We start from the raw sequence: 25263 nt of genomic DNA on the forward strand, positions 1-25263 counted from the left end.
TCATCCTCCGGCGCGCCGAGCGTCAGCGCAAGAAGGTGCCGGCCGGTTGCGCTGGCAGGGCTGCGCTTCAATCGAGGCCCGCGCGGCGCAGCCTCGCACGCGCCGCATCGAGCTCTTCCAGCAGATCGGCCACCAGCGCCGCCAGTTCCGGCACGGCCTCGAAGTCGCGCTCGATCCGGCGCATGCGACGCGCCCTCGTCAGCGCGGCGGCGGAAAACCGCCATACGCCGGACACGCTCTCGGTGTGCGGAAACAGCCCCTCGTCGAGGTGGTGGCGCAGCCAGTCGGGCTCCACCGCGCAGGCGGCAGCGAGCTGCTCCAGGGTCATCCAGGTTTCTTCCAGCAGACTGCCGATCAGGACGTCTTCGTCGCGCATGGCCTAGGCCCTCCCAGCGTCGCGCGGGTCGAATGCGAGCTCCCGCGCCATCGTTTCGTATAGCTGGCGTGCCTTGGGCGTGTCGGCGCGCGGCAGCACCACCTGGATGTCGAGCAGCAGATCACCCGCCGGCGAACCCGGAATGCCCTTGCCGCGCACACGCAGCTGGCGGCCACTCTGCGAGCCTTCCGGGATGCGCACCTTGAGCGTACCGGCAGGCAACTGCACCGGCACAACCGCGCCCAGCGCCGCTTCCCACGGCGCCACCGGCAGCGCCATGTGCAGGTTGCGGCCCTCGGCCCGCAGCCGGGCGTGCGGGCGGAAACGCACTTCCAGCAGCAGATCGCCGGCCGGACCGCCGGTGCCCGGCTCGCCCTGCCCCGCCAAGCGGATGATCTGGCCCTCGCGCACGCCCGGCGGAATTTTCACGTTGAGCGTGCGCGTCGCCAGCGTGACGCGGCCCTGGGCATCGGCCTGCGGCTGCTGCAGGCTGAGCTGGCGGGTGGCGCCGGTGAAGGCATCCTCGATGTCGAGCAGCACCTGGGCACGATGGTCGGCGCCGCGGCTGCGGAAGCCGCGCGGCTGGCGGCCGAAGCCGCCCAGGCCGCCGAACAGCTGGCTGAAGAAATCGCTGAACTCGGTTGCTTCGTCGGGCGAAAAACCGTGGCTGCCGAAGTGAAACTCGCCGCCCCAGTCCGGCGGCGGGCGGAATTCCTCGCCGGCATGCCAGCCCTGGCCGAGGCGGTCGTAGGCTGCGCGCTTTTCCGGATCGGACAGCACGGTGTAGGCCTCGTTGACCTCTTGCATACGCGCCTCGGCGTCGGCTTCCTTCGAGACGTCCGGGTGGTACTTGCGCGCCAGCCGGCGGAAAGCCTTCTTGATTTCCTCCGGCCCGGCGTCCCGGCTCACTCCGAGGATCTGGTAGTAATCCTGGTATTTCATGACAAGAACCCCGCTTGCGTGAGTTTGCCCATCTCTTCTGAAGATGGCGAAAAACACGCTCCGAATCAAGACCTTGAAATTTCTCTCCGATGCCCTAAATAGCCAATCGGGGCGTCGGCGCAAGGCGCCCGTGGCTCTGACGAAAGGAGGCAAGCATGTACTACCGTTCCCTGTTTCCCCGCGACGTGTTCGCGGAACTGGACCGGCTGCAACGCGAAATGCAGCAGGCTTTCGATGTCGGCCCCAACATCCGCGGGCTGACGCGCGGCTTTCCGGCGCTGAACGTGGGCGGCACGCCGCTCACGGTGGATATCTACGCCTTTGCGCCGGGACTGGACCCGGCCACGCTGGATGTCCAGCTGGAGAAAGGCACGCTCGCCATCGCCGGCGAGCGCAAGGCGGCCGAGGTGCCGGAAAAGGCAGCGGTCCACATCGACGAGCGTTTCGCCGGGCGCTTCCGCCGTGTCGTGTCATTGCCCGACGACGTCGATCCCAATGCGATCGAGGCCAAGTACCGCGACGGCGTGCTGCACATCCGCATCCAGCGCAAGGAAGAAGCGCAGCCGCGGCGCATCGCCATCCAGTAAGCGAGGAGGACGAACCATGAACGACAACACCAAGCTCACCCGGACGACGGACGAAACCCCGCGCACCGAACCGGCCCTGCTGCCGGCGGTGGACGTCATCGAGGACGCGAGCGGCATCACGCTGCATGCCGACATGCCCGGCGTGCCGAAGGACAATCTCTCGCTGCAGGTCGAGGCCGACACGCTGACCATCGAGGGCACGCTGGCCCTGGATCTGCCCGAAGGCATGGAAGCGAGCCACGCGGAAGTCAAGCTGCCGCGCTACCGGCGGGTGTTCACCTTGTCGAAGGAACTCGACACCGGGAAGGTAAGCGCCGAATTCCGCCACGGCGTGCTGACGCTGCGCATCCCGAAGGCCGAGCATGCACAGCCGCGGCGCATCGAGGTGCAGGTCGCCTGAGGGGCAGGCAACACGACGGCGGGGCACCGGGTGCGTCCCGCCCAGGAGGCTGAACATGAAACTGGAATCCCTGAAGGAAAACGTCGGTTCGCTGCTGGACAATCTCGCCGAAGGCTGGCGCCACCTCACCCGCTTCGCCGCCAGCGCGCTGACCCGCTTCAAGGCCGGAGAGCAGACGAACCTGCCAGCGAAGGCCGAGGTGGACGATCTGTCCTACCTGCCCACCCGCGGCTGGGCGATCCTGGGCGGTGAACTGTTCGAGGACGGGCAGCGGCTGGTCGTGAAGCTCGAGGTGCCCGGGCTGGAGAAGGAAGACCTCGACATCCGGGTGCAGGGCGATTCACTGGTCGTGGAAGGCGAAAAGCGCTTCGAGCGCGAGAGCACCGAGGGCCGCTGGCGCGTGATGCAATGCGCCTACGGCAGCTTCCGGCGCGTGGTGGCACTGCCCGTGCCGGTACTGGCCGATGCCGCCCGCGCCAGCTACCGCAACGGCGTGCTGCGGGTGGAGATGCCCAAGAGCCGGCCCGGCACGCCACAGCCGGTCACGATCCGGGTGGAATAGATGCGGCGCCGGGCGCCGACGATGGCGTCCGTCGTGCCGGGCTGCAGGCCGTGCAGGCAAAGACGGGAGCCGGACCGGCCCCCGTCGATAGCATGCGCACCGCGGGCAATCAACGCTTGAAGCGTTCCTCCGCGATCGCATCGGCCACTTCGCCGGTGGGGCGTTCCTCCTTGCGGGCGCGCTCGAAGATTTCCATCAGGTTGTCGTGGATGCCTTCGATGTGGCTGAGCAGGGCCTTGCGGTCGAAGCCGATGCGCTCGTGGTAGACGTCGATGATGCCGCCGGCGTTGATGACGTAGTCGGGCGCGTAGAGGATGCCGCGCGTCATCAGTTCGACGCCGTGGCGGGCTTCGGCAAGCTGGTTGTTGGCGGCGCCGGCGACGATGCCGGCCTTCAGTTGCGGGATGGTCTGGTCGTTGAGGACGGCGCCCAGCGCGCAGGGGGCGAAGACGTCGACGTCGAGGCCGAAGATATCCTCCGGCGCGACCACGGTGGCGCCGAGTTCCTTCGCCGCGCGGGTCAGCGCGTCGCGGTGGATGTCGGTCACCCACAGGCTGGCGCCGGCTTCCTTCAGCTGGCGGGCGAGGTCGAAGCCGACGTTGCCCACGCCCTGCACGGCTACGCGCAGCCCTTCCAGCGAATCGCGGCCAAGCCGGTCCTTCACCGCGGCCCTGATGCCGATGAAAGTGCCGTAGGCGGTGGCCGGCGACGGGTCGCCGCTGCGGGTGCCTTCATCGGAAGGCTTGTCGACGATGCCGGCGACGTGCGGCGTGAATTGCGCCATGTACTTCATGTCGGCGACGCTGGTGCCGGAGTCTTCGGCGGCGATGTAGCGGCCGTTCAACTGCTGCAGCGCGCGGGCGAAGGCGGCGAGCAGTTCGGGCGTCTTCTGCGTGCGTGGGTTGCCGATGATCACCGACTTGCCGCCGCCCAGCTTCAGGTTGGCCATCGCCGACTTGTAGGTCATGCCGCGCGACAGGCGCAGCACGTCGCGGATCGCTTCCTCCTCGGTGGCATAGGGCCACATGCGGCAGCCGCCCAGCGCGGGGCCGAGATTGGAATTGTGGACGGCGATGATCGCCTTCAGTCCGCTCCTGTCGTCGCTGACGAATACGACCTGCTCGTGGTCGGCGAAATCGCTCAGTGAAAAAACAGCCATGCTTGTCTCCTTCCTCATGGGAACGTCGAAATGTGCCGCCCGCGCCGGCACCGCTGATGGCGGCGCCGGCAACGGCCAGCGGTTTGAATCGGTGGATGGCGGCGCAGCGGGCCGGCTCAGCCGGCGAGCACCGGAATGACCTTGCGGCCGACGACCACTGCCGGCCCGGCGGCCGGCTGGCGGCGGCGGAAGGCGTCGAGCAACTCCGCCTGGCGCTTGCGCGCGCCGGCCAGGTAGCGTTCGCGGACGTGGCCGAAGCCACGGATCTCCTCGGGCAGGGAAGCCAGCGCCACCGCGGTTTCGTGGTTGGCCGGCTCCAGCCCGGCGAGTATCTCGTCGACCACGCGCTCGTAGTCGGCGATCAGCTCGCGGTCCAGCTTGCGGTCGTGGCTGCGGGCGAAGGGGTCGAGCACCGAGCCGCGCAGGTGGCGGAACTTCGCCAGCACGCGCATCGCCTTCAGCATCCACGGGCCGTAGGTCTTCTTCTGCAGCTCGCCGGTCTGCGGGTCCTTGTCGGCCAGCGTCGGCGGGGCGAGGTGGAAGACGAGCTTGTAGTCGCCTTCGAACTGTTCCTCGACGCGCTCGAGGAAGTCGCTGTCGGTGTAGAGCCGCGCCACCTCGTATTCGTCCTTGTAGGCGAGCAGCTTGTGGTAGCCGCGCGCCACCGCCTCGGTGAGCAGCGTGATGCCGGGGGCGACGCGCGCTTCGGCCGTCTGCACGCGCGCGACCAGCTTCGCATAGCGCCCGGCATAGGCGGCGTCCTGGTAGTCGGCGAGGTGGGCCTTGCGGCGGGCGATCACCTCGTCGACGCTGGTCGACAGCCGGTGGTGTTCCGGCCTGCCGTGCTGCGGCTTCGCGGCGTCGGCCACGGCCTTCGGGTCGACCGCGGCGCGGCGGCCCCACTGGAAGGCGGCCTTGTTGGCCTCGACCGCGGCGCCGTTGATCTCGATGGCGCGCAGGATGGCTTCGCCGCTCAGCGGCACCAGCCCCTTCTGCCAGGCGTAGCCGAGCATGAACAGGTTGGTGGCGATGGAATCGCCCAGCAGCGCGGTGGCGATGTTGGTGGCGTCGAGGAATTCGGCGCGGCCGGCACCGACGGCGTCGACGATCTGCGCCTCCATCGAATGCGCGGGGAACTGCGGGTCGGGGTTGGCGCCGACGTCGCCGCTGCGCGACTGGGCGGCGAAGCCGCGCACGAAGTCGCTGGTCATGGTCTGGTCGCGGTTGATGACGGCGCGGGTGAGGCCGTGCTGCATCTTCGCCAGCGACTCGTCGCTCGCCGCCACCACGAGGTCGCAGCCGATCACCGCGTCGGCTTCGCCGGCGGCGACGCGGGCGGCATGGAGCTGATCGGGACGATCGGCGATGCGCACGTGCGACCACACCGCGCCGCCCTTCTGCGCCAGCCCGGCCATGTCGAGCACCGACACGCCCTTGCCTTCCAGGTGCGCGGCCATGCCCAGCAGCGCGCCGATGGTGACCACGCCGGTGCCGCCGACGCCGGTGACGAGGATGCCCCACGGCGCGGCGGTGTCCGGCAGCTGCGGCTGCGGCAGGTCGGCGAATGCGTTCGCCGTGCCGCCGACGGCCTTGCCCTTCCTGAGCTTGCCGCCCTCGATGGTGACGAAGCTGGGGCAGAAGCCCTTCACGCAGGAATAGTCTTTGTTGCACGAGGACTGGTCGATCGTGCGCTTGCGCCCGAACTCGGTCTCGACCGAGGCCACCGACATGCAGTTGGACTTCTCGCTGCAGTCGCCGCAGCCTTCGCACACGAGGTCGTTGATGACCACGCGCCTGGCCGGATCGGGGAACTTGCCGCGCTTCCTGCGGCGGCGCTTCTCGGCGGCGCAGGTCTGGTCGTAGATGATCGCGGTGGCGCCCGGCACGGTGCGCAGTTCGCGCTGCACCGCGTCCATCTCGTCGCGGTGGCGGATCGGCACGCCGTGCGGCAGGTCGGCCGGGCCGTAGGCGCGCGCCGTGCCGTCATTGACGACGACGACGCTGCCGACGCCTTCGGCGAGCAGCTGGCGGGCGATGATCGGCACCGACAGCGTGCCGTCGTGCGGCTGGCCGCCGGTCATCGCCACGGCGTCGTTGTAGAGGATCTTGTAGGTGATGTTCACCCTCGCCGCCACCGCGGCGCGGATGGCGAGGATGCCCGAGTGCATGTAGGTGCCGTCGCCCAGGTTGGCGAACACGTGCGGCGTCTTCGTGAACGGCGCCTGGCCGACCCAGGGCACGCCTTCGCCGCCCATCTGGCAGAAGGTCTGCGTCGATTCGGGCGACAGCCAGGTCGCCATGTAGTGGCAGCCGATGCCGGCGATCGCGCGCGAGCCCTGCGGCACCTTGGTCGAGGTGTTGTGCGGGCAGCCGGAACAGTAGTGCGGCACGCGCTGGATCGACAGCCGCGGCTTGGCCAGCGCGGCTTCCTTGGCCTCGATGAAGGCGAGCCGCGCCTTGATGCGGTCCGAGGTGTAGAAGCGGGCGATGCGCGCGGCGATGGCGCGGGCGATCATCGCCGGCGTCAGCTCGCCAGCCGCCGGCAGCAGCCAGTCGCCGTGCGGCAGCCCCCATTCGCCCTTCTCGTCGAACTTGCCGATCACGCGCGGGCGCACGTCCTCCTTCCAGTTGTAGAGCTCTTCCTTGAGCTGGTATTCGAGGAACTGGCGCTTCTCCTCGATCACCAGGATCTCTTCCAGACCGTCGGCGAAGCGGCGCACGCCCTCGGCCTCGAGCGGCCACACCATGCCGACCTTGAACACGCGCAGGCCGATCGCCGAGGCGGTGTCGTCGTCGATGCCGAGGTCCTCGAGCGCCTGGCGCACGTCGAGATAGCTCTTGCCGCTGGTGATGATGCCGAGCCGGGCGCTGGGGCTGTCGATCACGCTGCGGTTCAGGCCGTTGGCGCGGCAGTAGGCCAGCGCGGCATACAGCTTGTGGTGCAGCAGGCGCTTTTCCTGAACCAGCGGCGGGTCGGGCCAGCGCAGGTTGAGGCCGTCGGCCGGCAGCGGGAAGTCGTCGGCGGACGGGATCACGGTGCGCACGCGGAACGGGTCGACGTCGACCGAAGCGGAGGTCTCCACCGTGTCGGTCAGCGCCTTGAACGCCACCCAGCAGCCCGAATAGCGCGACAGCGCGAAGCCGTGCAGGCCGTATTCCAGGTATTCCTGGATGCCGGCCGGCGCCAGCACCGGCATCATCAGGGCCTTGAACACGTGCTCGGTCTGGTGCGGCAGCGTGGACGACTTGGCTGCGTGGTCGTCGCCGGCGATCACCAGCACGCCGCCGTGCTTCGAGGTGCCGGCGGCATTGGCGTGGCGGAACACGTCGCCGGTGCGGTCCACGCCCGGGCCCTTGCCGTACCAGATCGAGAACACGCCATCGTAGAGCGCATCGGGGTCGAGATCGACCTGCTGCGTGCCCCACACCGCGGTCGCCGCCAGGTCCTCGTTGAGGCCTGGCTGGAAGCGGATGTGCATCGGCTCGAGGAATTTCTTCGCCTTCCAGAATTCCTGGTCGACGTTGCCCAGCGGCGAACCGCGGTAGCCGGTGACGAAGCCGGCGGTGTTCAGCCCCGCGGCCTGGTCGCGCATGCGCTGCATCATCGGCAGGCGCACCAGGGCCTGGATGCCGGTCATGTAGGCGCGGCCGGTGCCGAGGGTATACTTGTCGTCGAGGGTGACGGGGGGCAGTGTGTTCGACATGGTGGCGTGAACCGCCGCAGGCTTGTGCGCCACGCTGATGGCGTGCGCAAGCGGCCTGTCGGCGTTGTCTCCTTGATGAATGGTTGGTTTGGCACGTTCGCAGCACCGAACGCCAGCTCCGCATGCTACGGAGCAGCGAAGAAAAATTTTTCCTGAATCGACGCCAAAACCCGATCAATAAGAAAAATTTTTTCACTCATCACAAATACTATTCAGCACCGCCCCGGCCACGCCACCTGCGGCCGGGAAGGCCCCGGAACAGGGCGTGGGCACACATCGCCCGGCTCCCAGCGCCATACCGGCGCGGGAAATCATTCAGCCCTGACCACTTCGCGCCACGAGCGCCATCAATAAAACGAGGAGACCACCATGATTCCCATTGCCGCCCGTTCCTGCCGGCCGTCCGGAAGGCCCCGTCCATCCTGCTCCATCAGCCCGGCCGGGGGGCGATGACATGGCGACGACAGCACTTCCCCACGCCCAATGGTCTTCGCGGCTGGGCTTCATCCTCGCGGCCACCGGTTCCGCGGTCGGCCTGGGCAACATCTGGAAGTTTCCCTACATGGTCGGGCAGAGCGGCGGCGCAGCCTTCGTGCTCGTCTATCTCGCCTGCATCGCCTTCATCGGCGTGCCCATCCTGGTCTCGGAATGGCTGCTCGGCCGCCGCGGGCAGAAGAATCCGATCAACACCATGTCGGCCCTGGCCCGCGAGCACGGCCACCACCGCAACTGGGCGCTGGTGGGGGCGATCGGCATCCTCGGCGCCTTCCTGATCCTGTCCTTCTACAGCGTGATCGGCGGCTGGGCGCTGGCCTACATCCGCGATGCCGCCCTCGGCGGCTTCAGCGGGCTCGACAAGGCCGCGATCGGCGCCGCCTTCGACGCCTTCCTCGCCCGCCCGGGCGAACTGCTCGTCTGGCATTCGCTGTTCATGCTGCTGACCATCGGCGTGGTCGCACTGGGCGTCACCGGCGGCCTGGAGCGCGGCTCCAAGCTGATGATGCCGGCGCTGGGCCTGATCCTGATCGTGCTCGTGGGCTACGGCATCACCACCGGCAGCTTCGGCGAGGCCGTGGCCTATCTGTTCAATCCCGACTGGAGCAAGCTCGACGGCAAGGTGCTGCTGGCCGCGCTCGGCCACGCCTTCTTCACGCTGTCGCTGGGCATGGGCGTGATGATGGCCTACGGTTCGTATCTCGGCGAGGAGGTCAATCTGCTGCGCGCTGCCCGCACCGTGGTGATCCTCGACACCACCTTCGCCCTGTGCGCCGGCCTGGCGATCTTCCCGATCGTGTTCGCCAACGGCCTGGACCCGGCCGCCGGCCCCGGCTTGGTGTTCGTCACCCTGCCGCTGGCCTTCGGCAACATCTCCGGCGGTCTGGTACTGGGTACCCTGTTCTTCCTGCTGCTGACCTTCGCCGCGCTGACGTCTTCGATCTCGCTGCTGGAGCCGGTGGTGGAACTGCTGGAAGAGCGCACGCCGCTCAAGCGCATCGGCGCCACCGTCATCGCCGGACTGACGATCTGGGCCCTGGGCATCGCCGCGCTGCTGTCCTTCAATCTGTGGGGCGACGTCAAGTTCGCCGGCTTGAACATCTTCGACCTGCTCGACTACATCACCAGCAAGTTCATGCTGCCGCTCGCCGGCCTCGGCGCGATCGTTTTCGTTGCCTGGAAACTGGAGCAGGAAAGCGTGCGCCGGGAATTGCGCCTGGGCAATGGCGGCTTTGCGATATGGAAGCTGCTGACGCGTTACGTGGCGCCGATCGCCGTGCTGTTCGTGTTCTGGCACAACCTCTGACAGACCGCCGCGGGCCATCCCGGACGGCGCTGCCGCCTCACAGCGGCAGCGCCGTTTCGTTCTTGATCTCGCGCAGCGCCACGCTGGAATGGGTGACGTCGATCTCGGGGATCTTCAGCAGGAAGCTGTGCATGAACACCGACAAGGCTTCGAGATTGGGCAGGTAGAGCTTGAGCAGGCAATCCGTCTCGCCCAGCAGTTCGTAGCATTCGACGACTTCGTCGCAGGCCTTGACCACGCGCTCGAAGCGTTCGAGCACATCGGCGCCGTGCTGCTTGAGCTTGACCCTGACCCACACACAGGTGCCCAATCCCAGCTTCTGCCGGTCGACCAGCGCGACATACCCGCGGATCAGGCCGGCCTCTTCCATTTCCCTGACCCGCCGCCAGCATGGCGTGGGCGACATGCCGACCTTCTCTGCCAGCGACTGGGTGCTGAGGGTGGAGTCCTTCTGCAGCAGGGTGAGGATCTGGCGCTGCGCCTGGTCGAGTTTCATGTTCTCCCCCTTTCTTCTCCACATCGACCGGCCTGCGCCGGTCCCCGTCCGCGGCCGGCAAGGCCGGCCCGGCTGCAACTCACAGCACTTTCAGCAGTTCGACCTCGAACACCAGCGTGGCGTTGGGCGGGATCACGCCGCCGGCGCCGCGGGCACCATAGCCCAGCTCCGGCGGAATCGTCAGCTTGCGCTTGCCGCCTTCCTGCATGCCCTGCACGCCTTCGTCCCAGCCGCGGATGACGTGGCCGGCACCGAGCGGGAAGTTGAACGGGTCGTTGCGATCCTTCGACGAATCGAACTTGCGGCCATCGGTCAGCCAGCCGGTGTAATGCACCGACACCATCTTGCCCTTGACGGCGGTTTCGCCGCTGCCGGTTTCGAGGTCGTCGATGACGAGGCCGCTGGCGGTGGTGGTCTGGGTCATGCTCTTCTCCTGCTCCGGGGGATAAAGGCTGGGATTCTACCTGCCAGTGCGGCCTTCCAGCCGCCGCAGGCTATCTGTCGCGGCGGCGGCCGGCGAAGCGGGCGCGGAACTTGGCCAGCTTGGGCGCCACCACGTACTGGCAGTACGGCTGCTCGCCGTTGCGGGCGTAGTAGTCGTGATGCTCGGCTTCGGCCGGCCAGAACGCAGGCGCGGCTTCCACCGTGGTGACGATCGGATCGGCGAAGACGTGCTCCGCTTCCAGTTCGGTGATCATCGCCGATGCGGCCTGGCGCTGCGCCCCGCTGGTGGCGAAGATCGCCGAGCGGTACTGCGGGCCGCGGTCGTTGCCCTGGCGGTCCGGCGTGGTCGGGTCGTGGATGGCGAAGAAGATTTCGAGCAAATCGCGGTAGGTGATCACTGCGGGGTCGAAGTCGATTTTCACCACCTCGGCATGGCCAGTCGTGCCGGTACAGACCTGGCGGTAGCTCGGCGAGTCGACATGGCCGCCGCAGTAGCCGGACATCACGGCGTGGACGCCTTCGGTTTCGAGGAAGACCGCTTCCAGACACCAGAAGCAGCCGCCACCGAAAATGGCGGTTTCGAAGCCCGGATTCGCATTCGTTTCAGTCGTCATGATCATGCTCCCTTGCCTGGCAGACCCGCCGGCACGCTCAGCGGAAGGAAAAACCGTAGTGGAGGTCCAGCGAGGTATCGGTGCCGCCGCGCGCCACCACCGACAAGCGCCGCGACAACTGGTAGCTGAGCTTGACCAGGGTTTCGGCACCTCCCAGGCTCTGTTCGAAGGACAGGAACAGCTCGGGACTCAGGCGCTTGCCCACGCTCAGCACCTGGCCGGCCACCGACGGATCGCTGGCGACGGTCGAACCGCTGCCGAGCACACGGCTGCTGGCTGCGCGCGAGGTGCTGTTGAGCTCGCCCTGCCCGATCGAGAAGCTGTCGAAGCCCAGGCTGCGCGACAACTCCTCCGTCATGCCGCCGCCCGGACCGCCAAGCAGGGCCTGCGCAGCCGGCAGCAGCAGGCCGAGGTCGGCGCCGGAGCCGGAATCGGGCGCGCGGCCGAGCACGATCCACGACAGCTTGTCGGGGTCGGGCACGTTCGGCTCGGACACCAGTCGTATCTGCGGCCGCTTGGCGCTGCCGGTGACGGCCACGCCCGCCTCGACCGCCAGCCCCTTGCGCAGCGCGACGATGTCCAGCCCCGGCGCATCCAGCGGCCCCTGGAAGTTGACCACGCCGCGGTCGATGACGAGGCTCTGGCCGTAGCCGCGGTAGGAGCCGCCGACGGTGGCGATGCTGCCGATCGCCGACATCGGCAGGCCGGGACGCAGGCGCAGCTTCAATTCGCCCGCCAGCCGGGTCTCCAGCCCCATCGCCGACAGGTAGAGCGCATTGCCCAGGCTGACGCCGACGTCGGCACTGAGCGCGAAGCCGCCCTCTTTCGGCTCCTCGTCGCGGCCGAGCACGACGACGTCGTCCGACAGGCTGGGCGGCGGCGTTTCGGCAAATTCGATGTAGCCGGCATCGGCGCGGAAATCCGCATTCAGCACCAGCGAGGTCCAGGTGCTGCGCGCCGTGCCTTCGCCCGACAGCAGCATCCAGCGGTCGTCGCGCTGCAGCAGCGGCAGGCGGTCGGCGCGGAAGCTGAAATCGCCGTCGCCGCTGTCGAGCCGTACTTCGCCACTGGCGTTGAAACTGCCCGGCGTCGCGGTCAGGCGATCGAAGGGAATGCGCTTCTCGCGCGGGCGCACGCGGTTCGGCGACACGAAGGCCAGCCGTTCGAGACGCACGCGATCGTTGTCGAAGCTGGCATCGAATTCGCCGCCGGACAGGTGCAGCCCCTGATCGATCAGCGCAATCTCCAGCGAGCGGCCGCTGACGCGGCCGGAAGCGCGCGGCGCGGCCAGCGTGCCGCCCAGTTCGACACGGCCCTTCAGGCTGCCGCCCGCCTCGACGCTCTCGGGCGTCAGGCGGCCCAGCCAGCTGATCGAGGGCATGTCGAGTTCGGCCGCGCCCGACAGCGCAGCGTCCGGCGGCAGCGACCACATGCCGTCCGCGCCGCGCTGCGCCTGCAGCCCGGCACTGGCCTGCACGCTGCCGATTTCGCTGCCGCGCGCCTGGGCCGTCAGGCTCAGGCGGTTGCCGCTGGCCTTCAGCACCGCCTCCAGCGTCTCCAGGCCGAGCCGGGTGCGGGTTTCGCCTTCGATGGTGATGTCGCCCGACTCGCGGAACACGCGCGCCTGGCCGTCCAGTGTCGTGCCGACGCTCAGATTCCAGTCGGCACCGAGCACCAGCGGGCCGGGGCCCCGCCTCGGCTGGCCATCGGCGCGGGTCAACGGACCGAAGGCGAGGCCGGTCAGCGTACCGCGCGTCACACTCTGCTGCGGCGACCAGGCGGTTTCCTGCAGGTGCAGACGGCCCTTTTCGCCCAGATCGAGCCGTGCCTCGCCGATGCTGGCGGCCTCGGGCGACAGATCGAGCCGTGCCGGCGCCAGCAGCCGGGCGGCAAAGCGGCCGGCGCTCTCCAGTGCGCTCAGTTCGCCCAGCCAGCGCGGGCCGGGCCGCTGCGCGGTCGGCGTCTGCACGCCCCCCTTCAGGCTCAGCTTCAGCGTGTCGCCGGCACCGTCCAGCTCCGGCGTGGCGAGATCGAGCTCGATGTCGTGGCGCGCCCGGGTGCCCGAGGCGGACAGGCGGGCATTGGCCAGCCAGTCGGGCTGCACCCTGCCATCGGCGTCCCTTGCGGTCGGCCCCAGCCCGGACAGCCCCATCGACAGCTGGAACGGGCCATCGGCGCCGGCATCGAGCCGGCCGACACCATTGACGCCGAGCAGGCGCACGCCGCCCGGCAGCCGCAGCGCCTCGCCGAAGAACTGCAGTTCGCCCGACGGCAGCTCCAGCGTGCCGCCCAGTTGTCCGCTGGCACTGGCCTTGCCGGCCAGGCCATGGCCGAGCGCGTCGAGTTTCAAGGCGTCGAGAGCGAACTTGAGCACATCGCCGGGGGCGCCCCAGGCGCCTTCGGCCACCAGAGAATTGCCGGCGATGTTCAGATCGAGCGCCACTTCGGGCAGACGCTCGCCCTCCAGCCTCAAGCGGCCCTTGCCGCCGAGCGCGAGATCTTCGAGGCTGCTGTCGGGAATCTGGAAGACGAGTCGTACCGCCTGCGGCAGGCCGGCTTCCGGCAGTTCGCCGGAGGCATCGAGATCGAGATTGAGGCGTGCTTTCGGCGCTTCAGGGAGCAGCGCGCGCGGGTCGACTTCGCGCAGGCGGGCGTTGACCGAAAAACGCCGTGGGGGCGCAGCGGCAACGGTTTCGCCTGCGGCCGGAGCGCCGCCGCCGGCCGCCGGTTTGCCGGCCGCCGAAGCGTCGGCCACGGCTCCTCCTGCCGCCTGCGCAAGCAGTTCGGCTCGCGCATCGATCCTGGCTGTACCGAGCGTCAGCGCCAGCTCTGCCTGTTGGCGCTGCGCATCCGCCTCGGCGTCGATGCGGCCCGCCAGGCGCTGCCTGGGCAGGCGGGTATCGAGGGCGCGGGTATCGATGCCGGCAAGCTCGAGCACGGCAACGAGCTGCCCGATGTCCGCCATCCTGGACTGCCCTGCTCGATCCGTCTCCGCGCCCGCATCGCTGGCAGCCGGCGGCTGCCAGGCAAGCCGGCCACCGATGCGGCCATCGCCCGGCAGGCGGATGTCGAGCGCGTCGACGCTGATCGCGGCGGGTTTCAGGTCCAGCCGGCCGGACACTGAAGCGACCGGAATGCCGCCCGCATCCACGGCTGCCGGCTTGCGATTCAGCAGGCGGAACGGCCCGGCCAGGTTAGGCCCGGCCGATTGCGGCTCGGCCGGCAGACTGCCGTCATCGGCGACAGCCGCGAGTTCGGCTTCGAGCCGCAGCACGGCGTGCGGCAAGCCTTCGGCAAAAGCCGAAGGATCGATTTCGCCCGCTTCCAGCTTCAGTGCACGCAGCGGCATCGGCTCGAAGGGCGCGGCTTCGGCCACCGCATGGGCGTTCAGGCCTTCGGCTGCGGCCGTGAGCTCGACGTGCGGTGCGAGCAGTGTGCCGGAAGCGGCAAGCCTGGCCTCGAGCGGGCGCTCTTCGATGACGCCATCGAAACGGATGCCACCCGTCAGCGCGAAAGGCTTGAGGCCGTCGAGCGCGGCTTCGAGCATGACCTGGCCTTGCGGCAGTTTCAGCGCCAGTTCGCGTACCTGGTGGTGCCTGCCGTCGCTGCCGAGCACAGCGCTCAGTTCGGCGATCCAGAAACCTTCCGCGGGCGGCGCATCGCCCTCCTGCGGCTCCGGCGCCCATTCGTGCAGCTCGAAACGCCCCAGCTCCAGCCGGCCCAGCTCGATCGCGAGCGGAATCTGCAAATCCTCGGGCGACACCAGCGGTGCGCGCTCGGCATCGTCCTTTTCCTCGTTGCGCTGGGCGAAATCGATGCGTTCGACCGCAAGGCGATCGACGACCAGCTTGCGCCCGAGCAGGGCTGCGGGCTGCCAGGCCAGCTCCAGCGCCTGCAGGTCCAGGCGCAGATCCTCCGTGTGGTAATGCAGCGCATCGATCTTCAAGGGCCCGAGCAGGCGCCCTCGCGCGCCTTCGATCCGCAGCGCGCCATCCGTCGCGCGCTGGCCGAGGGAGATCGCGGCATCCAGCCCCGAGCGCGTGCCGAGCAGCCAGGCGGACGCGGCCAGCACCAGCGCCACCACGGCGAGCACGGTGATCAGCCCGCCGACCAGCCAGGCGCGCAGGCCGCGCCGGCGGCCGGCCGCCGGCGACGGCCCCGCTTGCGCCTTGGTCGAAGACTGTTCCGGTTTGTCCATGAACTTTCAGACTGACGGTTTGGTGGGACACATGCTGCCGCCGCTGCGGCCCAGGACCAGCCGGGCCGGCACCGATGCACCACCGGAGGCGGCGACCAGCGCCCCCTCGGCGACCGGGCGCGGTTCAGCCGAACAGGGCGCGCAGGCCCTCGCCGGGCTCGTCGACACGCATGAAGGCCTCGCCGACGAGGAAGGTCTGCACCGCGTTGCCGCGCATCAGCGCAACGTCCTCGGGTTTCAGGATGCCCGATTCGGTGACGACGATACGGCCGGCGCCTGCTCTGGCGATGCGCGGCAGCAGGTCCAGCGTGGTCTGCAGCGAGACTTCGAAAGTACGCAGGTTACGGTTGTTGATGCCGATCAGCGGCGTCTGCAGCCGCAAGGCGTTTTCCAGTTCGTCCGCATCGTGTACCTCGACCAGCACCGCCATGCCGAGTTCACCGGCGATCGCTTCCATGTCGCGCATCTGCGCCAGATCCAGGCAGGCGGCGATCAGCAGGATGGCGTCGGCCCCCATCGCGCGGGCTTCGAACACCTGGTAGGGATCGACGAGAAAGTCCTTGCGCAGCACCGGCAAGGCGCAGGCGGCGCGCGCGGCCTGCAGGTATTCGGGCGCGCCCTGGAAGAATTCGCGGTCGGTCAGCACCGACAGGCAGGCCGCGCCGGCCTGCTCGTAGGAGCGGGCGATGTCGGCGGGACGGAAATCGGCGCGGATCACGCCCTTGGATGGACTGGCCTTCTTGATCTCGGCGATCACCGCCGGCCGCCCGGCGACATGGCGGGCGCGGATGGCGCCGACGAAATCGCGCGCGGCCGGCCCGGCCTCGGCCGCAGCCCGGACGACGGACGGCGGCCTGTCGGCAACGGCGGCAGCGACCTCCTCGACCTTGACCGCGCAGATTTTCTTCAGGATGTCACTCATTGCACGTTCCGGAACTGTTGGGTGAAGCGCACGAACTCATCCAGCCGCGCGCGTGCCGCGCCGCTGGCGATGATTTCGCGCGCACGCTGGACGCCGGCGCCGATCGAATCCACCAGATTGGCGGCGTACAAGGCCACGCCGGCATTGAACACGACGATGTCGCGTGCCGGGCCGGGGCGGTTGTCGAGCACGCCGAGCAGCATCTCGCGCGATTCGACGGCATTCCCGACACGCAGGTTGCGGCTGCTGGCCATCGGGATGTCGAAGTCTTCCGGGTGGATTTCGTATTCGCTGACCTTGCCGTCCTTGAGTTCGCCCACCAGCGTGGCGCCGCCGAGGCTGGCCTCGTCCATGCCGTCCAGGCCATGCACGACCAGCACGTGGTTGGCGCCGAGGCGCTCCATGACGCGGGCCTGGATGCCGACGAGATCCGGATGGAACACGCCCATCAGCGTATTGGGCGCGCCAGCCGGATTGGTCAGCGGGCCGAGAATGTTGAACAGCGTGCGCACGCCCATCTCGCGCCGCACCGGGGCGACGTTCTTCATCGCGCTGTGGTGGGCCGGCGCATACATGAAGCCGATGCCGGTGGCTTCGATGCACGCGGCGACCTGGGCCGGCGTGAGGTCGAGATTGACCCCGAGCGCCTCGATGACGTCGGCCGCGCCGGATTTCGACGACACGCCGCGCCCGCCATGCTTGGCGACGCGCGCGCCTGCCGCCGCGGCGACGAAGATCGTGGTGGTGGAAATGTTGAAGGTGTTGGCGCCATCGCCGCCGGTGCCGACGACGTCGAGGAAATGCTCGTGCGGCGGTGCGACCTCGACCTTGGTCGACATTTCGCGCATGACGATGGCGGCGGCGGCGATCTCGCCGATGGTTTCCTTCTTGACCCGCAGACCGGTCAGGATCGCGGCGGTCATCACCGGCGACACCTCGCCGGCCATGATCTGGCGCATCAGCGACAGCATCTCGTCGAAGAAGATTTCGCGGTGTTCGATCGTGCGTTGCAGGGCTTGCTGGGGCGTGATCATGTCGGGCATCGTTTCGTTCGGCATCAGGCGGCAGCGGGCACGGGCGCACTGCGGTCGAGGAAGTTGCGCAGCAGCTCGTGGCCGTGCTCGGTCAGGATCGATTCGGGGTGGAACTGCACGCCCTCGACGTCGAGCGTCCTGTGGCGCACCCCCATGATTTCACCGTCTTCGGTCCAGGCCGTCACTTCCAGACAATCGGGCAGGCTGTCGCGTTCAATCGCGAGCGAGTGATAGCGCGTGCACACCAGCGGATCGGGCAGGCCGCGGAACACGCCGGCACCATGGTGGCGCACCGGCGAAGTCTTGCCGTGCATGAGCTTTTGCGCATGCACCACCCGGCCGCCGAAAGCCGCGCCGATGCTCTGGTGGCCGAGGCAGACGCCGAGAATGGGCAGTTTGCCGGCAAAAGCCTTGATCGCCGACACCGAGATGCCGGCTTCGGCCGGCGAGCATGGCCCGGGCGAGATCACGAGCCGGTCGGGCTTCATTGCCGCGATCTGCTCGAGCGTGATCTCGTCGTTGCGGAACACCTTGACCTCGGCGCCAAGCTCGCCGAAATACTGCACCAGGTTGTAGGTGAAGCTGTCGTAGTTGTCGATCATCAGCAGCATAAGCGGTCTATCCTCTTGATTTCATTAGGGCTTGTGCCGCTCATTCGCGGTTGATACCCACGTGGATACCCGCTTTTTCGTTCGATACCCCGCGCCGATGATCCAGCTGCCCGCAGCAAGCGCCGCATTTTCGCACGTATCGTCCATCGCACAAACCGTCAGTCAATCAGCCCTACAAATGAGCCAGATATGAGTTGATCCGAGCTGATCGGAGAATTACGCACGCTATCGCCTGACGATGGGGCAAGTCCGTCGGTGGCTTACGGCGAGTCGGCTGCAGTAGCCGCCCCGATCCAACTATGTACGCGCACTGCACAGGCGGCAGGGAGCCAGAATCATCATCTGTTCGAACTGCCCGGCGCGAGGCGCTGGCACCAAGGCCGCACCTTGGCCGGCATGGTGGTCGCTACGGATTTGCCTTCAACCGCCCAGGGGCACTTGGGTCGCCTTGCCATGCGACAGCACGGTGTCCGGTTTCCCGCCCCCTTGTCCGACCGAATGCAGATCCGTATTTACTGGATGATTTGCTGCCTCCCGGGCCAAAACGGACTGGCACCGCGTGGGCATGGAAATCATCCGCCATGGGCAGCCGTCTGCATGGCCGCCAGGCTCTCCACCGCCTCCGCTTCACTCTCGAAGATATACGGCGCCAGCTTGCGCCGCGACAGCGTTTCGCCCAGCTTGGCGCGCATGAAGGCGCTGGTGGTGAAGCGCGTGACGCTGGAGTAATAGCGCTGCACGCAGCCGCGCACCATCTCCGCATAGCGGTCCTCGAGGTCGCGGTCGAGCACGAAGCCTTCGTAATTGACGACGGCCCTGCCGGATCAAGGGCTCGCAGACCTGTGCGACCCGGGCGCCAATCGCATCCACGTCTTGCGGCGTCTTGATCTCCAGGTGCTCCACCTGCACGATGACCAGGCCGCCGCTGTGCGCGCGGCCATGGCGATGGACAGCGTCTCCAGTGTCAGCGCCTCGCGTTCCATGGTGATGTTGCCGTCGGGGTCGGCCGTGGAGCCGCGCACGATGGCCACGTCGATCGGCATGGCCGGATAGAACAGGTATTCCTCGCCGCGCACCTGCATCAGGCTCACCAGGTCTTCGGTGGTGCGCGCATTGAGCTTGCCGCCGCCCTGGCCGGCGGCATACAGCAGGGTAAGGCCGCCGGGCTTCTCGTCGGCGGGCACTGCGGGATCGAGGTACAGTTCTTCGAGCGCGGCGGCGACGGCCTCGGGAAAGCCGATGCCGACGAAGCCGCCGGTGGCCACCGTATTGCCGGGTCGGATCAGGCGCACGGCATCTGCGGCAGAAACGACCTTGCTGGAGTCGCCCTTGGAGAGCCCGGCGACCGTTTCTCTTTGCAAACCAGCCATGGCGGTATCCTTTCAGCGCGCGGTCCAGCCGCCTTCCACCGGCAATGCGATGCCGGTAATGGAATCGGCCGCCGGGGAACACAGGAACAGCACGATGTCGCCGATCGCCTGCGATTCGACGAAGCGCTTGTTGAGCTGCGAGGCGAGGATCACTTCGCGCACCACGCGGTCCTCGCTCATGCCATGGGCCTTGGCCTGGTCGCGGATCTGGCCTTCGACCAGCGGCGTCTTCACGTAGCCGGGGCAGATCGCGTTGCAGGTGATCGCAGCCTCGGCGGCTTCCAGCGCCACGGTCTTGGTCAACCCCAGCACGCCGTGCTTGGCCGCCACGTAGGCCGACTTGAACGGCGAGGCCACCAGGCCATGGGCCGAGGCGATGTTGACGATGCGGCCCCAGCCACGCGACTTCATGCCCGGCAGCGCGGCGCGGATGGTGTAGAAATTGGAGGAAAGATTGATCGAGAGGATCTGCTCCCATTTGGCCGGCGGGAATTCATCCACCGGCGAGACGAACTGGATGCCGGCGTTATTGACCAGGATGTCCACCGCGCCGAGTTCGCGCTCGGTCTCCTCGACCATCGCGACGATCTCCTCGGGCTGGCTCATGTCGGCGCCGCTGTAGCGCACCGGCACGCCGAATTCCTGCGCCAGCCCCGCGCGCAGCTTCTCGATCTCGGCGGCATCGCCGAAGCCGTTGAGCATCACCGCCGCGCCCGAACCGGCGAGCTGGCGGGCCACCGCCAGGCCGATGCCGCTGGTCGAGCCGGTGACGAGGGCAACTTTGCCTTGCACCATGGAACGCACTCCTTTTTGAATTCTGCTTTTCTTTCGCACTGAAAGCTGCGCTCTGCATCCTGCAGCCGCAGTCCTTCGCACCCGAGGGCTCCCGTGCCGGGTCCGCACGCACGCCAGCCGTGATCCGGCCGCCGATCGGCCGCGGCGACCGGGGCCGGAATCACAGGCGTGACAGGCATGCGCCCTGCAGGCACCCGCCTTGTCAGAACTTCACGTTCTGCTTCCCCTTGAGCTGCAGGATTTCACGCGCATCATCGGGCGTGGCGATCTCCGCACCCAGTTCCTCGACGATGCGGCGGATCTTGGCCACTTGCTGGGCGTTGGATTCAGCCAGCTTGCCGCGCGAGATCAGCAGCGAATCCTCCAGCCCCACGCGGACGTTGCCGCCCATCTGGCTGGCGGTGGTGGCAAACGGCATCTGCGCCCCGCCCGCCCCCAGCACCGACCAGCGGTAGTCGTCGCCGAACAGGCGGTCGGCCGTGCGCTTCATGAAGATCAGGTTGTCGATGTCGGGACCGATGCCGCCGAGGATGCCGAAGATGAACTGGATGAAGACCGGCGCCTTGTAGAGCCCGATGTCCATGCAGAAGCGCAGGTTGTAGAGGTGGCCGACGTCATAGCATTCATGCTCGAACTTGACGTTGTGGGGCGCGAGCTGACTGGCCGCATTCTCGAGGTCCGCGAAGGTGTTGCGGAAGATGTAGGTGTCGGAGTTGGCGACGTAGTCGCGCTCCCAGTCGAACTTCCAGTCCTTGTAGCGCTTCGCCAGCGGATGGAAGCTGAAGTTCATCGAGCCCATGTTCATCGAGCACATCTCGGGCGAGAAGCGCAGCGTGGGAGCGATGCGCTCGTCGATGGTGTTCATCAGGCTGCCGCCGGTCGAGAGGTTGATCACCGAATCGGTCGCTGCCTTGATGCGGGGCAGGAAGGTAGCGAAGGCGTCGGGGTCGATGGTGACGCCGCCGTCCTCGGGACGACGCGCATGCAGGTGCAGGATCGCCGCTCCAGCCTCGGACGCCGCGATCGCCTGGTTGGCGATGTCGTCGGCCGTATAGGGCAGCGCATCCGACATGGTCGGAGTGTGGATCGCGCCGGTAATGGCGCAAGAGATGATGACGGGTTGTTTCTTTGCCATGATTTCCTCACACGGTCGGGTTGAGAAGCGCCTGGTGCGGACGCAGCAGATCGTCGAAACGTTCGACGTTCGAGAAGTCGGGGACGCTGCGCGCGGCCTGCGCCTCGCTGACCAACTCGACCACCCGGTCATTGAAGGGCGTCGCCACGCCGTGCTCGCGCCCGGTCCGGCAGACGATGCCGTTGATGAAGTTGATTTCGGTATCACGGCCCTTTTCCAGGTCCTGCAGCATCGAGGCGCGCAACTGGCGGTGCCGGGTCCAGATCGTGCGGATCAGCGGAATCACCTCGGGCACGGATGCAGGCGAAGCCAGCAGGAAGCGCTCGAAATCCTCGCCCTGCATGTGGGCCATGCGGTGGCCCGCAGCATGGGCGGCGCGCACCGTCTCGTCGGCGATGAAGGCCACGCACAGCAACGAGCGCGGGTCGTCCATGACGTCGCCGAAGGTGCAGCCCAAGGCGGCAGACATGCCGCTGAAGGTCGCATTCATCAGCACCTTGGACCAGCGGATGCCCATCAGGCCGTCCAGCAGTTCGGTGCGGCCGACGCAGGCGAGATACTCCTGCACCTGGGTCAGGCGCGGGCGCATCACGCCGTCCAGCTCGCCGATCTCGAAGGCGAACTTGCTCACCGCCTCGGCGGTGGTGGTCAGCTTCGATACCCCTGGGCCAATCCAGGTCGCACCGAAGCCCACCGCACCGCCGATGGTGCGCGACGCACCGACGACCGCGGCGACGGACTGCTCGGGAATGCCGTTCTGCAGCGTGCAGACGATGCTTTCCTCATGCAGGAACGGCAGCAGGTTCGACAACACGGCCTGATTGGCGGTCTGCTTGCTGAGCAGGAAGACCAGATCGTACTTGCCGCTCATCTCGTCGGGCGTCAGCGCATTGACCGGCACCAGCAGATCCATCTCGCCGATGACACGGGCGCCCTCGCGGTTCAGCGCATCCACATGCTCGCGGTTGGTGTCGATCAGATCGACCGGCCTCCCCCCTTTCGCCATCAATGCGCCGATGATCGTGCCGAGCGAACCCGCTCCTATGATTGCTGCTTTCATGTATTGGCCTCCTTGGCGATGGGATGGATGGGAGTGGCTGCATGCGCCGCAGGCCCATGCGCATGGTCGCTGTCGCGACGGATGCGCCTGGCCACGGCCAGGGTGGAAGCACTGACCTCGGCATCGAAATAAGCCTCGTAGGCCTCCTTCGGCGGCGGCGCCGTCAGGCGGACCGTAACCAGGGTCGCGACCAGCGAGAGGGTGGCGCCGATCAGGAAGGGATTGTCCGCCCCCATCACCTTGGCCACGATGAAGGCGGTGGCGCCGATGGCGATGCCGGCATAGGCGCCCTCACGGTTCATCCGCTTCCAGAACAGCCCGAACCAGACCGGCCACATGAAGGCCGCGCCGAAAGCGCCATAGACATAGGTGAAGCCCATCGCCAGCAGCATCGGCGGCTTGATTGCGCTGATCACCGACAGCACGCCCAGGCCGATGACCGAGAAACGCAACTGGCGCGTGGCGCGGGTATCGTCGAATTCGCGGTCGGGATAGAGCGAGCGGTAGAGATCGTAGTAGATCGAGGTCGCGCAGTTCAGCAGCATCGAGTTCGCCGTGGACACCGCTGCGGCCAGCAGCGCGATCAGCGTCACGGCGGCGACGAAGGGCGGCGCGTAGTCCTGCATGATCAGCGGCATGATGTAGTCGGTGGTCTTGCCTTCAGGCAGGCTGGGGAACAGCGCCTTGGCCCCGAGACCGATGACGATCAGGCAGGCGAAGATCGGAATCAGCAGGATCAGCGTCCACATCATCTGCAGCACCGCCGCCTTGCTGTTCTTGGGCGCCATGAAGCGGTTGATCCAGTGCGGCGCGACCGAGGCGCCGATGGCATTCGCCATGAAGATGCCCATCAGCACCGACCAACCGAAGGTGCCGGCCGGCGACAGCAGGACGCCCGGCTCCAGCGGCGGGCCGCCGACATTGGTCGGCGCGGTCGTCGTTGCGACAGCCTCCATGATCGGGCCAATGCCGCCGGTCGCGTAAAGAATGGTGCCGGCACCCAGCATCACCCCGATCAGGATCATCGCCGCGTTGAGCATGTCGGTGGCCGCCACCGACCAGAAGCCACCGATCGAGGTCAGCAGCAGCACGATCAGGAAGGCGAAGATCGCGTACTCATAGCGAATGCCGGTGATCGTGTTGAAGACGATGCCGAAGCCCACGACCTGCAAGTGGCAGAAGATGAAATAGCCGATGAACATCAACACCGCGACGATCAGCTGCAGCTTGCTGATGCGGTCGAACGGCTCGAAGCGCATGCGGATGAACTCAGGAAAGGTGCGCGCGGGCAGTTCGGGGCGGCGCACCTTCCAGGCCAGCAGCGGCATGACCGCCGTGGCCATGAACCAGCCTGCGACCCAGCCGATGATCGCCGCGATGCCGTTGCTGTAGAGTTGGCCCGGCACACCCATGACCGAGGCCACGCTGACCCAGGTCGCGACGGAGGTGCCGACGCCCAGCAGCAGCCCCATGCGGTGGCCGCCGGTGGTGAAGTCGGACAGCGATTCGACCTGGCCAAGGCTCTTGAGGCAGCCCCAGATCAAAAAGGCCATGTAGGCCGCAGCGACAATGTAGTGCCAGAAGGTCATTTTGTCTTCTCCTTATAGCCGAGAAGGCTGCCGCTGGCGCCCCAGCGGCGTACGCCGGAGGCCTCGATCTTGCTGCAGAGATAAAGAGAGAGCACGATGCAGAATACGATGCTCGCGCCCCAGAAAAGTAGTGCAATCCCCATTTTGGATTCCTCCTCCATGTACAACTGACGGTTGACCAATCATGCGAAGAATGGATATTCAGTCGTGGCGGGCTTGGCTCATTGATTGTCTCCTGTAGTTTTCATTGGCGCGCTCGTGCCGGCGCTACTCTTGTGCCGATGATGCTGCGATAGAGATTCTTAATTTCGAAAGATCAATTCCGGCCATCAACGAGTCTTAAACGGTCATATTGCAGAGCAGTCATGAAGCCATCACTTCCGCTACCCGATGAGCGCATTTATCCTCCCTACAAGATCGGTGTGATCGTCGACATTCTTGCGGAGCAGGGCATTTCTCCCGAGGACTGCCTCAGGGGAAGCCAGGTGACGGTCGAAGACCTCTCCAATGCATTCGCATTGACGTCGGTAAGCCAGTATCTGACCGTTTGCGAGAATGCGATTTCCCTGTCCCGCGATCCTGCCATTGCTTTCGAGGCGGGAGCCCGCCTGCATCTTTCGGCATATGGGATATATGGCTATGCGCTGATGTCCTGCATGTCGCTGCGCGATTATTTCAGGCTCGCCGTCAAATACCGCCGCCTGACCACGCCGCCCACCATGATCGAATTCGCGGAGCATGCCGACACCGTCGTCTGGACATTTCCAGAGGTCTTTGTCTCGAATCCGTCGCGTGAATTGCGTGAATTCCTGATCGAGCTGCAATTCAGCGTCAACATCACCCATTTGCAAGAGGTTGCAGGCTGCAAATACACCCCTTTGCGGGCCTGTTTCTCCTATCCGCCACCCCGGCATGCCCATATCTATCCGAAATACCTGGGCTGCCCGTGCCTTTTCGGCCAGCCGCGCTGCGAACTGATCTACGACAATTCGATCCTGGATCAAAAGCCGCATATGGCGCATCGGCTCACCGCGGCACTGGTTCAGGAAATGTGCGATCAATTGATCGGACAGACCATGGAACCTGCGGACCTGTCGACCAAGGTCTACCAGATCCTGGTGGGCAAGCCGGGCGAATCGCCATCCATGGACACCATCGCACGCATGCTGAACATGTCCGTCCGGACGCTGCGGCGCCACCTGGAAATGGAGGGGACTTCATTCCAGGCCATCGTCGATGACGTGCGCTGCTCGCTCGCGCTGAAATACCTGAAGACCACCCGGATGAACACCAGCGACATTGCGATGCTGCTGGGATTCAGTGATGCCGCGAACTTCCGCAGGGCCTTGAAGCGCTGGACGGGCAAAGGCGCGGAAGAGCTTCGGCGCTGAGCCGCGCCGGCTCGCCCCCCGGTTCGGCGTTTTCAGTGCGCCCTGCAGGCGCTCCTGGCCAAGCTGGAAGGCG

At 67.0% G+C, this 25263-nt stretch carries 23 protein-coding genes; 5 read left to right on the top strand and 18 right to left on the bottom strand.

From position 1 onward, the window contains the following. Window positions 1-67: 67 nt before the first annotated feature. Together TBU01S_RS12360 and TBU01S_RS12365 are read right to left on the bottom strand one after the other, a co-directional pair. Window positions 68-376: a chaperone modulator CbpM gene (locus TBU01S_RS12360; protein ID WP_068636936.1), complete on the bottom strand. Its 309-nt coding sequence runs from the start codon at window positions 374-376 to the stop codon at window positions 68-70. Window positions 377-379: 3 nt separating this feature from the next. Continuing rightward, on the bottom strand, window positions 380-1318 hold the full coding sequence (locus TBU01S_RS12365) for a DnaJ C-terminal domain-containing protein (RefSeq protein ID WP_068636937.1): 939 nt from the start codon (window positions 1316-1318) through the stop codon (window positions 380-382). 155 nt (window positions 1319-1473) lie between these two features. Between TBU01S_RS12365 and TBU01S_RS12370 the strand changes: the two genes are divergently transcribed. Genes TBU01S_RS12370 through TBU01S_RS12380 form a run of 3 tightly spaced genes read left to right on the top strand, consistent with a single transcriptional unit; the run spans window position 1474 to window position 2867 of the window. Next, the gene (locus tag TBU01S_RS12370) at window positions 1474-1905 is read left to right on the top strand and encodes an Hsp20/alpha crystallin family protein (RefSeq protein ID WP_068636938.1); all 432 of its coding nucleotides are present in this window, start codon (window positions 1474-1476) and stop codon (window positions 1903-1905) included. A gap of 16 nt (window positions 1906-1921) precedes the next feature. Continuing rightward, complete coding sequence (locus tag TBU01S_RS12375; protein ID WP_068636939.1) at window positions 1922-2305, top strand: Hsp20/alpha crystallin family protein; 384 nt, start codon at window positions 1922-1924, stop codon at window positions 2303-2305. Between the two features lie 55 nt (window positions 2306-2360). After that, complete coding sequence (locus TBU01S_RS12380) at window positions 2361-2867, top strand: Hsp20/alpha crystallin family protein (RefSeq protein ID WP_068636940.1); 507 nt, start codon at window positions 2361-2363, stop codon at window positions 2865-2867. 109 nt (window positions 2868-2976) lie between these two features. On the opposite strand, the gene TBU01S_RS12385 is transcribed toward TBU01S_RS12380, so the two are convergent. Next, complete coding sequence (locus tag TBU01S_RS12385; protein WP_068636941.1) at window positions 2977-4026, bottom strand: Glu/Leu/Phe/Val dehydrogenase dimerization domain-containing protein; 1050 nt, start codon at window positions 4024-4026, stop codon at window positions 2977-2979. Window positions 4027-4142: 116 nt separating this feature from the next. Then, on the bottom strand, window positions 4143-7730 hold the full coding sequence (locus TBU01S_RS12390) for an indolepyruvate ferredoxin oxidoreductase family protein (protein ID WP_068636942.1): 3588 nt from the start codon (window positions 7728-7730) through the stop codon (window positions 4143-4145). A 454-nt stretch (window positions 7731-8184) separates the two neighbouring features. Here TBU01S_RS12390 and TBU01S_RS12395 point away from each other — a divergent pair, with 454 nt between their 5' ends. Beyond that, a complete protein-coding gene (locus TBU01S_RS12395) occupies window positions 8185-9531 on the top strand; it encodes a sodium-dependent transporter (RefSeq protein ID WP_068636943.1) in 1347 nt (448 codons plus the stop codon). 37 nt (window positions 9532-9568) lie between these two features. Here TBU01S_RS12395 and TBU01S_RS12400 read toward each other — a convergent pair whose 3' ends face one another. From TBU01S_RS12400 to TBU01S_RS24315, 14 genes are all read right to left on the bottom strand, one after another. Next, window positions 9569-10027 carry an Lrp/AsnC family transcriptional regulator gene (locus tag TBU01S_RS12400; RefSeq protein WP_068636944.1) on the bottom strand — a complete coding sequence of 153 codons (459 nt, stop codon included), beginning with the start codon at window positions 10025-10027 and terminating at the stop codon, window positions 9569-9571. A 79-nt stretch (window positions 10028-10106) separates the two neighbouring features. Next, complete coding sequence (locus TBU01S_RS12405; protein WP_068636945.1) at window positions 10107-10451, bottom strand: FKBP-type peptidyl-prolyl cis-trans isomerase; 345 nt, start codon at window positions 10449-10451, stop codon at window positions 10107-10109. 70 nt (window positions 10452-10521) lie between these two features. Continuing rightward, a complete protein-coding gene (gene msrA / locus TBU01S_RS12410) occupies window positions 10522-11091 on the bottom strand; it encodes a peptide-methionine (S)-S-oxide reductase MsrA (protein WP_169802971.1) in 570 nt (189 codons plus the stop codon). Between the two features lie 31 nt (window positions 11092-11122). Continuing rightward, entirely contained in the window at window positions 11123-15283 is a 4161-nt protein-coding gene (locus tag TBU01S_RS12415) for a translocation/assembly module TamB domain-containing protein (RefSeq protein ID WP_068636946.1), read from the bottom strand. A gap of 124 nt (window positions 15284-15407) precedes the next feature. Next, the gene (gene trpC / locus TBU01S_RS12420; RefSeq protein WP_068636947.1) at window positions 15408-16205 is read right to left on the bottom strand and encodes an indole-3-glycerol phosphate synthase TrpC; all 798 of its coding nucleotides are present in this window, start codon (window positions 16203-16205) and stop codon (window positions 15408-15410) included. Further along, a complete protein-coding gene (gene trpD, locus TBU01S_RS12425; protein WP_068636999.1) occupies window positions 16202-17248 on the bottom strand; it encodes an anthranilate phosphoribosyltransferase in 1047 nt (348 codons plus the stop codon). Before trpD ends, trpC begins: the two co-directional genes overlap by 4 nt. A gap of 14 nt (window positions 17249-17262) precedes the next feature. Then, the gene (locus TBU01S_RS12430; protein ID WP_068636948.1) at window positions 17263-17850 is read right to left on the bottom strand and encodes an aminodeoxychorismate/anthranilate synthase component II; all 588 of its coding nucleotides are present in this window, start codon (window positions 17848-17850) and stop codon (window positions 17263-17265) included. A gap of 572 nt (window positions 17851-18422) precedes the next feature. After that, window positions 18423-18641 (bottom strand): hypothetical protein, encoded by a 219-nt coding sequence (locus tag TBU01S_RS24790; RefSeq protein ID WP_068636949.1) that lies wholly within the window; start codon window positions 18639-18641, stop codon window positions 18423-18425. A gap of 33 nt (window positions 18642-18674) precedes the next feature. Continuing rightward, window positions 18675-19220, bottom strand: coding sequence for a CoA-transferase (locus tag TBU01S_RS24795; protein ID WP_068636950.1), 546 nt, complete (start codon window positions 19218-19220; stop codon window positions 18675-18677). Between the two features lie 12 nt (window positions 19221-19232). After that, complete coding sequence (locus TBU01S_RS12445) at window positions 19233-20015, bottom strand: 3-hydroxybutyrate dehydrogenase (protein WP_068636951.1); 783 nt, start codon at window positions 20013-20015, stop codon at window positions 19233-19235. Window positions 20016-20217: 202 nt separating this feature from the next. Continuing rightward, complete coding sequence (gene kce / locus TBU01S_RS12450; protein ID WP_068636952.1) at window positions 20218-21150, bottom strand: 3,5-dioxohexanoate:acetyl-CoA acetone transferase; 933 nt, start codon at window positions 21148-21150, stop codon at window positions 20218-20220. A gap of 7 nt (window positions 21151-21157) precedes the next feature. After that, window positions 21158-22210 carry a ketopantoate reductase family protein gene (locus tag TBU01S_RS12455; RefSeq protein WP_068636953.1) on the bottom strand — a complete coding sequence of 351 codons (1053 nt, stop codon included), beginning with the start codon at window positions 22208-22210 and terminating at the stop codon, window positions 21158-21160. Further along, a complete protein-coding gene (locus tag TBU01S_RS12460) occupies window positions 22207-23799 on the bottom strand; it encodes a sodium:solute symporter family protein (RefSeq protein WP_068636954.1) in 1593 nt (530 codons plus the stop codon). Before TBU01S_RS12460 ends, TBU01S_RS12455 begins: the two co-directional genes overlap by 4 nt. Next, window positions 23796-23942 (bottom strand): hypothetical protein, encoded by a 147-nt coding sequence (locus tag TBU01S_RS24315; RefSeq protein WP_169802972.1) that lies wholly within the window; start codon window positions 23940-23942, stop codon window positions 23796-23798. Before TBU01S_RS24315 ends, TBU01S_RS12460 begins: the two co-directional genes overlap by 4 nt. Before the next feature lie 222 nt (window positions 23943-24164). Between TBU01S_RS24315 and TBU01S_RS12465 the strand changes: the two genes are divergently transcribed. Then, entirely contained in the window at window positions 24165-25190 is a 1026-nt protein-coding gene (locus TBU01S_RS12465; protein ID WP_068636955.1) for an AraC family transcriptional regulator, read from the top strand. The last annotated feature ends 73 nt before the right edge of the window (window positions 25191-25263 follow it).

The sequence above is a fragment of the Thauera butanivorans NBRC 103042 genome (genome assembly GCF_001591165.1).
Classification (GTDB): domain Bacteria; phylum Pseudomonadota; class Gammaproteobacteria; order Burkholderiales; family Rhodocyclaceae; genus Thauera; species Thauera butanivorans.

What these genes read in the sequence shown, in the direction of transcription:
- TBU01S_RS12385 (WP_068636941.1), bottom strand. Translation starts at nt 4,026, where the DNA reads ATGGCTGTTTTTTCACTGAGCGATTTCGCCGACCACGAGCAGGTCGTA.
- TBU01S_RS12395 (WP_068636943.1), top strand. Translation starts at nt 8,185, where the DNA reads ATGGCGACGACAGCACTTCCCCACGCCCAATGGTCTTCGCGGCTGGGC.
- TBU01S_RS12415 (WP_068636946.1), bottom strand. Translation starts at nt 15,283, where the DNA reads ATGGACAAACCGGAACAGTCTTCGACCAAGGCGCAAGCGGGGCCGTCG.
- TBU01S_RS12455 (WP_068636953.1), bottom strand. Translation starts at nt 22,210, where the DNA reads ATGAAAGCAGCAATCATAGGAGCGGGTTCGCTCGGCACGATCATCGGC.
- TBU01S_RS12370 (WP_068636938.1), top strand. Translation starts at nt 1,474, where the DNA reads ATGTACTACCGTTCCCTGTTTCCCCGCGACGTGTTCGCGGAACTGGAC.
- TBU01S_RS12380 (WP_068636940.1), top strand. Translation starts at nt 2,361, where the DNA reads ATGAAACTGGAATCCCTGAAGGAAAACGTCGGTTCGCTGCTGGACAAT.
- TBU01S_RS12460 (WP_068636954.1), bottom strand. Translation starts at nt 23,799, where the DNA reads ATGACCTTCTGGCACTACATTGTCGCTGCGGCCTACATGGCCTTTTTG.
- TBU01S_RS12405 (WP_068636945.1), bottom strand. Translation starts at nt 10,451, where the DNA reads ATGACCCAGACCACCACCGCCAGCGGCCTCGTCATCGACGACCTCGAA.
- trpC (WP_068636947.1), bottom strand. Translation starts at nt 16,205, where the DNA reads ATGAGTGACATCCTGAAGAAAATCTGCGCGGTCAAGGTCGAGGAGGTC.
- TBU01S_RS12390 (WP_068636942.1), bottom strand. Translation starts at nt 7,730, where the DNA reads ATGTCGAACACACTGCCCCCCGTCACCCTCGACGACAAGTATACCCTC.
- TBU01S_RS12465 (WP_068636955.1), top strand. Translation starts at nt 24,165, where the DNA reads ATGAAGCCATCACTTCCGCTACCCGATGAGCGCATTTATCCTCCCTAC.
- TBU01S_RS12365 (WP_068636937.1), bottom strand. Translation starts at nt 1,318, where the DNA reads ATGAAATACCAGGATTACTACCAGATCCTCGGAGTGAGCCGGGACGCC.
- TBU01S_RS24315 (WP_169802972.1), bottom strand. Translation starts at nt 23,942, where the DNA reads ATGGGGATTGCACTACTTTTCTGGGGCGCGAGCATCGTATTCTGCATC.
- TBU01S_RS12400 (WP_068636944.1), bottom strand. Translation starts at nt 10,027, where the DNA reads ATGAAACTCGACCAGGCGCAGCGCCAGATCCTCACCCTGCTGCAGAAG.
- msrA (WP_169802971.1), bottom strand. Translation starts at nt 11,091, where the DNA reads ATGATCATGACGACTGAAACGAATGCGAATCCGGGCTTCGAAACCGCC.
- TBU01S_RS12430 (WP_068636948.1), bottom strand. Translation starts at nt 17,850, where the DNA reads ATGCTGCTGATGATCGACAACTACGACAGCTTCACCTACAACCTGGTG.
- TBU01S_RS12445 (WP_068636951.1), bottom strand. Translation starts at nt 20,015, where the DNA reads ATGGTGCAAGGCAAAGTTGCCCTCGTCACCGGCTCGACCAGCGGCATC.
- kce (WP_068636952.1), bottom strand. Translation starts at nt 21,150, where the DNA reads ATGGCAAAGAAACAACCCGTCATCATCTCTTGCGCCATTACCGGCGCG.
- TBU01S_RS24795 (WP_068636950.1), bottom strand. Translation starts at nt 19,220, where the DNA reads ATGGCTGGTTTGCAAAGAGAAACGGTCGCCGGGCTCTCCAAGGGCGAC.
- TBU01S_RS12375 (WP_068636939.1), top strand. Translation starts at nt 1,922, where the DNA reads ATGAACGACAACACCAAGCTCACCCGGACGACGGACGAAACCCCGCGC.
- TBU01S_RS12360 (WP_068636936.1), bottom strand. Translation starts at nt 376, where the DNA reads ATGCGCGACGAAGACGTCCTGATCGGCAGTCTGCTGGAAGAAACCTGG.
- trpD (WP_068636999.1), bottom strand. Translation starts at nt 17,248, where the DNA reads ATGCCCGACATGATCACGCCCCAGCAAGCCCTGCAACGCACGATCGAA.